Here is a 6,675-nt window from a genome sequence, read left to right as displayed (position 1 = left end):
GCCTTGACGTTGTCGATCTGCTCGTCGTTCAGCTCGACGTGGGACTGGTTGCTGGGGGTGCCGTGCGGCAGCAGCGTGCCCATGTCGGGCTTGTCGGCCTGGACGGCGGCGATGGGGGTGGTCGGGGTGAGCTCGTCGCCGGTGGTGGTGCCGTGGTTCAGCGGGCCGGCGGCGAGTCCGGCGGCGGCGGTGAGTCCGGCGATGCCGAGGATGCTCTTGCGCAGCATGGTGTTCATCGGGGGCTCCTTCGCGTCGGGGGTGGGCCTCGCCCGTCGGACAGGGGGATGACGGGTGGGGCCGGGGCGCGGTCGAGCGCCAGAAGACAGCGGGGACGTCGACCCGGTCGTGGTGCCGGGCGTATCAGGGGAAAGGCGGGGCGCGCGTCCCGCATTTGCGCGGGGCGGGGGTGGATCGCGTGCCGGGACCATGTGCAACGACCGGCGGGGGCGGGTCATTCCCCGCATCCGGCGGCCCACGTCCGGGGGTCGGGTGGGCGCTGCTTGGTCAGCCACCGGTTACAACGCCGGCGACCGGCCGGTGATTCCGCCCGGTCGCCCGCCACCGACCCCGGAAACCGGACACCGCGCCCACCCGGTCAGCTCGGCCCGGTTTTCGACCTGGCCGGAGGCATGGCCGGTGGCGGATCAGCCTGTCAGCTGTCCCGTCTGGGAGTTCCGTACCGCCCTGAGCGGTGTGGGGTGAGGGCCTAGGGTGGTGCGGGTGGCGACACTTCTGCTCCTGCGGCACGGACGCACCACCGCGAACGCCGACGGCGGCCTCGCCGGTCGCCAGCCCGTCGAGCTGGACGAGACCGGCCGCGCCCAAGCCACCGCGGTGGGCGAACGGTTGCGGCAGGTGCCGCTGACGGCCGTGGTGACCAGCCCGCTGATCCGCTGCCGGCAGACCCTGCAGCTGGCGCTGCCCGCGGCGTCGCCGGTGGTGGACGACGGTCTGATCGAGTGCGGGTACGGCAGCTGGGAGGGCCAGCCGCTGAAGAAGCTGGCCAAGGAGCCGCTCTGGCCGATGGTGCAGCAGCATCCCAGCGCTGTGGTCTTCCCCGAGGGCGAGGCGATGGCGCAGATGGCGACCCGCGCGGTCGCGGCGGTACGCGCCTGGGACGCCCGCCTGACCGCCGAGCACGGCCCCGAGGCGGTCTGGCTGGCGTGCAGCCACGGTGATGTGATCAAGGCCATCGTCGCCGACGCGCTCGGCGTACACCTGGATCTTTTCCAGCGGATCGTGGTGGACCCGGCGTCGGTGACCGCGATCCGCTACACCCCCCTGCGGCCGTTCCTGGTACGCCTCAACGACGTCGGTGGTGACCTGGCCGGTCTGGTACCGCCGCCCGGCAAGCGGCGTCGGCGGGCCCGCCGGCCGACGGACTCGGACGCCGCGGTCGGCGGTGGCGCGGGGGTGTCCCGGTGAGCCGCCCGGCGCCGCGCCCCGGCACGTTCGGGCGCGTCGCGATTCGGGTCGGTGGGGTGCGCGCTGCGTGGGGCCGCCGGATAGGGTCGTGGGTATGACCCACCAGGTGCACGCCTTCGAGCCGCCGGAGCGGTTCGTCGCCGGGACCGTCGGGCCGCCGGGGGAGCGTACGTTCTTCCTCCAGGCGCGCGGCGGTGGCCGGCTGGTCAGCGTCGCGCTGGAGAAGGTCCAGGTCTCCCTGCTCGCCGAGAAGTTGGAGGAACTGCTCACCGAGGCCCAGCGGCGGTTCGGTGTGGAACTGCCCGAGGCCACCGTCCCGGTCGGTGACAACGATCCGTTGGAGACACCGGTCGACGAGGAGTTCCGGGTCGGCACGTTGGGCCTGGCCTTCGACGCGGACACCGCGACCGTGGTGATCGAGGCGATCGCGGTCGGCGAGGCGGAGACCGAGATCGAGCTTGGCGAGGCGGAGGCGGAGGACGAGCCCGACGACGTCGAGCCCGACGAGGACCTCGACCGGCTGCGGGTCCGGCTGACCCCCGAGGCGACCCGCGCGTTCATCGAGCGGGCCCGGCGGGTGGTCAACGCCGGCCGGCCGCCCTGCCCGCTGTGCGGCCAGCCCCTCGACCCGGCCGGCCATCTCTGCCCCCGGAACAACGGCTACCACCGGTGACCTCCTCCGGCGTGGCTCCCCGACAGGACGGGGGTGCCGCGCTGCGCCTGCTGCGGGACGGTGAGCTGACCGTGGAGGGGCGACTGGTCGACGCGTCGAACACCACCCTGCGGGGCGTGCTGACCCTGGACGGGATGTCGGCCCGGTGCGTGTACAAGCCGGTGCGCGGTGAGCGACCGCTGTGGGACTTCCCGGACGGCACCCTGGCCGGCCGGGAGGTGGCCGCCTACCTGGTCTCCGCGGCCACCGGTTGGGATCTGGTGCCGCCGACGGTGCTGCGGGACGGGCCGTTCGGGACCGGATCCTGCCAGCTGTGGATCGACGAGCCGGCCGACGCCGAACCGCTCGTGGGGTTCGTGCCGGCCGACTCGGTGCCACCCCGCTGGTTCCCGATCGCGGCCGCCCGCGACGACGACGGCACCGCGTACGCCCTCGCGCACGCCGACGACCCGCGCCTGGCCCGGCTCGCGGTGCTGGACGCGGTGATCAACAACGCGGACCGCAAGGGCGGCCACGTCCTGGTCGGCCCGGACGACCGGATCCACGGGGTCGACCACGGGGTGAGCTTCCACGTGGAGGAGAAGCTGCGGACGGTGCTCTGGGGCTGGGCCGGCCGCTCGCTGCCGGACGACGCCGTCGACATGCTCGCTCGGCTGTCCCGTCAGGTCGCCGGCCCGCTCGGCGAGGAACTGGCCGAGCACCTCACCCTCGGTGAGATCGCCGAGCTGGCCGCCCGGATCGACCGGCTGTGCCGCGGCGGCCGCTTCCCGCAGCCCTCCCAGGACTGGCCGGCGGTGCCCTGGCCGCCGATCTGACCTGTCGCGTTGATCACTCGCCGGCCGGCGTGACGCCGCCCGACGGCTGGCTAGGCTGACGGGCATGGAGTCTTGGGTGGGGCACGAGGTGCCGCGGCTGCCGGGCCGGAGCGAGCCGTTGCGGTTGTTCGACTCGGCGCGCGCGAGCGTGCAGCCGAGCGACCCGGACGGCACCGCCACCATGTACGTCTGCGGCATCACCCCGTACGACGCCACCCATCTCGGTCACGCCGCCACCATGATCACCTTTGACCTGGTGCAGCGGATGTGGCGGGACGCCGGCCACGAGGTCCGTTACGTGCAGAACGTCACCGACATCGACGACCCGTTGCTGGAGCGGGCCGAACGCGACCGGGAGGACTGGAAGGTCCTGGCGATGCGGGAGACGGCGCTGTTCCGGGAGGACATGGAGGCGCTGCGGATCATCCCACCCGCGCACTACGTCGGCGCGGTGGAGTCGATCCCGGACATCGCCGAGAAGGTGCTGGTGCTGCTCAAGGACGGTGCCGCGTACCGTCTCGACGACGGCACCGGCGACGTCTACTTCGACATCTCGGCTGCGCCGAGCTTCGGCTACGAGTCCAACCTCTCCCGCGCCGAGATGCTGGAGATCTTCCCCGAGCGCGGCGGCGACCCGGCCCGCGCCGGCAAGCGTGACCCGCTGGACCCGCTGCTGTGGCGCGGCGCCCGCGACGGCGAGCCGTCCTGGCCGGGTGGCGACCTCGGCCCGGGCCGGCCAGGCTGGCACATCGAGTGCGCGGTGATCGCCCTGGGCCTGCTCGGCTCCACCATCGACGTGCAGGGTGGCGGCAACGACCTGCTGTTCCCGCACCACGAGTGCTCCGCCGCGCACGCCGAGCGGCTGACCGGCGCGGCACCGTTCGCCGGTCACTACGTGCACGCCGGCATGATCGGGCTGGACGGCGAGAAGATGTCCAAGTCCCGGGGCAACCTGGTGTTCGTGTCCCGGCTGCGCGCCGACAAGGTCGACCCGATGGCGGTCCGGCTGGCCCTGCTCTCCGGGCACTACCGCGCCGACCGTTCCTGGACCGACGACCTGCTCACCGCCGCCGAGGAGCGGCTGGGCCGCTGGCGGCGGGCCGCCGCCGCGACCGCCGGGCCGTCCGGGGCGGCGTTCCTGGCCGGCGTACGCGAACGACTCACCGACGACCTCGACACGCCCGGTGCCCTGCGGCTGGCCGACGAGTGGGCCGAGCGGACCCTCGCCAGCGCCGACGACGACCCGGCCGCGCCGCGCCTGTTCGCCGACACCGTCGACGCCCTGCTCGGCATCCGCCTCTGACCAGATCCGGCAAGTTCCCCGACGCCGGGCCCCTCCGCGCCGGGCTCCTCCCGCCCATGCCCCCTCCCGCGCCATGCCCCCTACCGGCCCGAGCGGACAACATCCCCGATGTTGCTGTCTCGCGTGCGCGTGAGGGGACAACGTCGCTGATGTTGCTGCCTCGGACGCCGCAGGACAACGTCCGCGATCTTGTTGGCGTGCGCGCCCTGCCGGACGCCTTGAGACAGCAACTTCCCCGATGTTGCTGTCTCGCGTGCGCGTGAGGGGACAACGTCGCTGATGTTGCTGCCTCGGACGCCGCAGGACAACGTCCGCGATCTTGTTGGCGTGCGCGCCCTGCCGGACGACTTGAGACAGCAACTTCCCCGATGTTGCTGTCTCGCGTGCCCGTGAGGGGACGACATCGCTGATGTTGCTGCTTCCTGTTCCCCCGTTCAGGGCGGGGTTCCCGTAGGTGACGGGCGTGGGGTGGTGGGAGCCAGTCAGCCGAGGACGAGGCCGGGGTCGGGGTCGGGCTCGGCGGCGGGGGCGGGGATCTGGTACTCCTCGGTGAGGGTGGTGACCGGGCCGGGCCAGGTGGCCTGGGCGACCTCGATGGGGCGGCGCTGCGGGTCGTACGCCACGTGCAGCAGGTGCAGCACGGGGGTGTCCGGTCGAATCTGGAGGGTCTCCGACTCCTCGCGGCTGGGCTGGCGGGCGGTGATGGTGTCGGTGGCGGTCGCGTACCGCCGACCGGTGGCCTCCTCGGCCTCCTGGTAGAGCGGGCGGCCGAACGCCTCGGCCCGTTCCAGGGTGGTGCCGGCGGTGTCGGCGGGCAGGAACCAGGAGGCGCCCACCTCGACCGGTGAGTCCTCGGTGCGGACGAGGTGGCGGCGGCAGAGCAGTTCGGTGCCGTCGGGTACGCCGAACGCGTCGGCCACCTCGGGCGGCGCGGGGGAGCGGCCGACGGAGACGAGCTGCTGGCGATAGCGGGCGGCCAGGTCGGTGTGGTAGCCGCGGAAACCGCCGTAGCGGCCCCGGGAGAGCCGGTTGAGTCGCCGCCGGGTGCCTCGGACGTACGTACCGGAACCGGGTTTGGTGATCAGGACACCTTCGACCCGCAGCTGGTCGACGGCGCGTTGCACGGTCTGCTTGGCGACGCCGAACATCTCGGCGATGGCCGGGATGGACGGCAGCCGCTCGCCCGGTGCCCAGTCGCCGCGTCGGATCTGGGTCTTGAGCTGCGCCGCGATCTGCCGGTGCGGGAACTCGGCCGCCCCCGGGTTGATCTGCATCCCCCGCCTCCTCGTTTTAGCTAGGTTCCTAGGATGCCGTACGCGGGGTGACGCCGCCACCCCGACACGGCGTGACCCGGCTGCGGACAAAGGCCCGCCCCGGACACGTCGAGTGTCCGGGGCGGGCCGAAGGCTGCGGCGGGGGAGGGTTACCAGGAACCGGCGGTGGGGCCGGCGGATCCGCCCCGGCGGCGCAGGTACTTCTCGAACTCCTGGGCGATCTCGTCCCCGGTCAACGGGGTGATGCCCGCGTCACCGACGCGTTCCTCCAACTCGCGGACGTACTCGCCCAGCTCGGCGTCCTGCTCGGCGGCGCTGCGGACCCGCTGCTCCCACTCGGCGGCCTCCTCGGCCAGGTCGGCCATGGGCACCGGCAGGTCGAGCACCTCCTCGACCCGGTGCAGCAGGGCGAGGGTGGCCTTCGGGCAGGGCGGATTGTTGGCGTAGTGCGGCACGTGGACCCAGAACGAGACGGCGTCGACCTCGGCGCGGGTGCAGGCGTCGTGCAGCACGCCGACGATCCCGGTCGGCCCGTCGTAGCGGGTCGGGGTGAGCTGGTAGCGGCGCGCGGCGTCGGCGTCGGAGGCGCTGCCGCTGATCGGCAGCGGCCGGGTGTACGGCACGTCGGCCAGCAGGGCACCGAGCAGCACCACCCGCTCGACCTCCAGGCTGTGGCAGATCTCCAGCACCTGCTCGCAGAAGGTCCGCCACCGCATGCTCGGCTCGATGCCGCGGATCAGCACCACGTCCCGCTCGGTGCCGGCGGGGCTGGCGACCGTGAACCGGGTGGTCGGCCACTCCACCCGGCGGGTGGCACCGTCGGACATGGCGATGGTGGGCCGGCTGACCTGGAAGTCGTAGAAGTCCTCCGGGTCGAGCTCGGTGACGGGCCGGGCCTCCCACACCTGTTCCAGGTGCTCGACCGCCGCGGTGGACGCGTCCGCCGCGTCGTTCCACCCCTCGAAGGCGCAGATGGCGACCGGGGACCGCAGCACCGGCAGCCCGTCGAACTCGGTCACGCCGTCACCTCCTGCTCGTCACCGGCGGTCCGGGACGCGGTCCCGGTCGTCCGCCCACGGTGCGTGGCGGTGTCGCTGTAGTCCTTCACGTCAGTCAGCCTACGTGCCGGGCCCGGACCCGGCCCGTCGGCCGCGCCGGATCGGCCGGGCGTCGGCGCCGCCGCCG

6 protein-coding genes and 1 pseudogene are annotated in these 6,675 nt (G+C 73.3%); 4 read left to right on the top strand and 3 right to left on the bottom strand.

The annotated features are described in order from the left end of the window. A pseudogene (locus V5O40_RS19995) lies at positions 1 to 236 on the bottom strand (hypothetical protein); the annotation flags it as partial. Positions 237 to 711: 475 nt separating this feature from the next. On the opposite strand from V5O40_RS19995, the gene V5O40_RS19990 reads away from it, so the two are divergent. The 4 genes from V5O40_RS19990 (at position 712) to mshC (ending at position 4,216) form a co-directional block, all read left to right on the top strand. After that, positions 712 to 1,425 carry a histidine phosphatase family protein gene (locus V5O40_RS19990; RefSeq protein ID WP_332906885.1) on the top strand — a complete coding sequence of 238 codons (714 nt, stop codon included), beginning with the start codon at positions 712 to 714 and terminating at the stop codon, positions 1,423 to 1,425. Positions 1,426 to 1,519: 94 nt separating this feature from the next. Then, positions 1,520 to 2,098 (top strand): DUF3090 domain-containing protein, encoded by a 579-nt coding sequence (locus V5O40_RS19985; protein ID WP_164447233.1) that lies wholly within the window; start codon positions 1,520 to 1,522, stop codon positions 2,096 to 2,098. Further along, positions 2,095 to 2,913 carry an SCO1664 family protein gene (locus V5O40_RS19980; protein WP_332906884.1) on the top strand — a complete coding sequence of 273 codons (819 nt, stop codon included), beginning with the start codon at positions 2,095 to 2,097 and terminating at the stop codon, positions 2,911 to 2,913. The genes V5O40_RS19985 and V5O40_RS19980 overlap by 4 nt, the downstream gene beginning before the upstream one ends. Before the next feature lie 64 nt (positions 2,914 to 2,977). After that, the gene (gene mshC / locus V5O40_RS19975; RefSeq protein WP_332906883.1) at positions 2,978 to 4,216 is read left to right on the top strand and encodes a cysteine--1-D-myo-inosityl 2-amino-2-deoxy-alpha-D-glucopyranoside ligase; all 1,239 of its coding nucleotides are present in this window, start codon (positions 2,978 to 2,980) and stop codon (positions 4,214 to 4,216) included. 482 nt (positions 4,217 to 4,698) lie between these two features. Here mshC and V5O40_RS19970 read toward each other — a convergent pair whose 3' ends face one another. Further along, positions 4,699 to 5,490 carry a GntR family transcriptional regulator gene (locus V5O40_RS19970; protein ID WP_332906882.1) on the bottom strand — a complete coding sequence of 264 codons (792 nt, stop codon included), beginning with the start codon at positions 5,488 to 5,490 and terminating at the stop codon, positions 4,699 to 4,701. Between the two features lie 149 nt (positions 5,491 to 5,639). Then, on the bottom strand, positions 5,640 to 6,509 hold the full coding sequence (locus V5O40_RS19965) for a PAC2 family protein (protein WP_093402074.1): 870 nt from the start codon (positions 6,507 to 6,509) through the stop codon (positions 5,640 to 5,642). Positions 6,510 to 6,675 lie beyond the last annotated feature (166 nt).

Source organism: Micromonospora palythoicola, assembly GCF_036689795.1.
Taxonomy (GTDB): Bacteria; Actinomycetota; Actinomycetes; order Mycobacteriales; family Micromonosporaceae; genus Micromonospora; species Micromonospora palythoicola.
This window is presented reverse-complemented; position numbering and strand designations above follow the sequence as displayed.

Bases quoted from the DNA above. Each gene is read 5' to 3' on its own strand.
- V5O40_RS19985 (WP_164447233.1), top strand. From the start codon at position 1,520: ATGACCCACCAGGTGCACGCCTTCGAGCCGCCGGAGCGGTTCGTCGCC.
- mshC (WP_332906883.1), top strand. From the start codon at position 2,978: ATGGAGTCTTGGGTGGGGCACGAGGTGCCGCGGCTGCCGGGCCGGAGC.
- V5O40_RS19970 (WP_332906882.1), bottom strand. From the start codon at position 5,490: ATGCAGATCAACCCGGGGGCGGCCGAGTTCCCGCACCGGCAGATCGCG.